The 1,110-nt window shown below is 68.8% G+C and carries 1 protein-coding gene; it reads left to right on the top strand.

What is annotated here, in order from left to right; translation table 11 throughout:
• On the top strand, positions 1-1,022 hold a 1,022-nt coding region (locus ACWDA7_RS53190), incomplete at its 5' end, for an IS110 family transposase (RefSeq protein WP_450615469.1).
• Between the last annotated feature and the right edge of the window lie 88 nt (positions 1,023-1,110).

The raw sequence follows: 1,110 nt of genomic DNA on the forward strand, positions 1-1,110 counted from the left end.
GGGATGTGAAGAACGTCCCCGGCCGCCCGAAGACCGACAAGCTGGACGCGGTCTGGCTGGCCAAGCTCGCCGAACGAGGCATGCTGCGACGCTCCTTCGTACCCCCTGCCCCGGTGCGCCGCCTGCGAGACCTCACCCGCGCCCGTGCCGTCCTCACCGCCGACCGCACCGCCTACAAGGAGCGAGTCGAGAAGGTCCTCGAGGACGCTCAGATCAAGCTGTCCACCGTGGCCTCCGATATCTTCGGCGTCTCCGGGCGGTCGATGCTCAACGCGCTGATCAACGGCGAGCGCAGCCCGAACGCGCTGGCCGCCCTCGCGCGCGGCCGTCTGACGGCCAAGCACAACGATCTCGTCGAGGCACTGCGGGGCCGCTTCGACGAGCACCACGGCTACCTGATCCGTCTGTACCTGGAGGACATCGATCGTCTGGACGCCCAGATCGCCGACCTGGGCATGCGCATCGAGACGGCCGTGCGGGAGCTGGACCCCACCGCGGGCTCCGGCCCCGGTCCCGACGGCACCCCGCGAATGCCCCTGCTGGAGCGCGTGGCCGAGATCCCCGGCATTGGCCCGGTCACCGCCCAGAACATCCTGGCGGAGACCGGCTTCGACATCAGCCTCTTCCCCACGCCCGGGCATCTGGCCTCCTGGGCCAAACTGACCCCGCGCACCCTGCAATCCGGGGCGAAGAACACCTCAGCCGGAACCGGGCACGGCAATCCGTGGCTACGGCGCGCACTGGGGCAGGCCGCCGTCACCGCCGGCAAGAGCCGCACCTTCCTGGGCTCCCGCTACCGGCGCCTGGTCAAACGCAAGCCCAAGAAGAAAGCCCAGACCGCCCTCGCCCGCAACATCATCGAGATCGTCTGGCAGCTCATAGCTGATCCAGACGCCCGCTACAGAGACCTCGGCACCGACTGGTACGAGCGCCGCAACGACCCCGACCGCCGCACCCGAGAACTCGTCCGCCAACTCGAACGTCTCGGCAACACCGTCACCCTGACCCCAACCCCAGTCTGACCAGCCGCTGCAGCTCAAGCCCAGTCACTTTCACCCAAGCCCCGAGCAGGCACCGGCATGCCCTCGGCTGCTGTGATTTTCCGGCCAG

It is taken from the genome of Streptomyces sp. NPDC001156 (assembly GCF_053598275.1).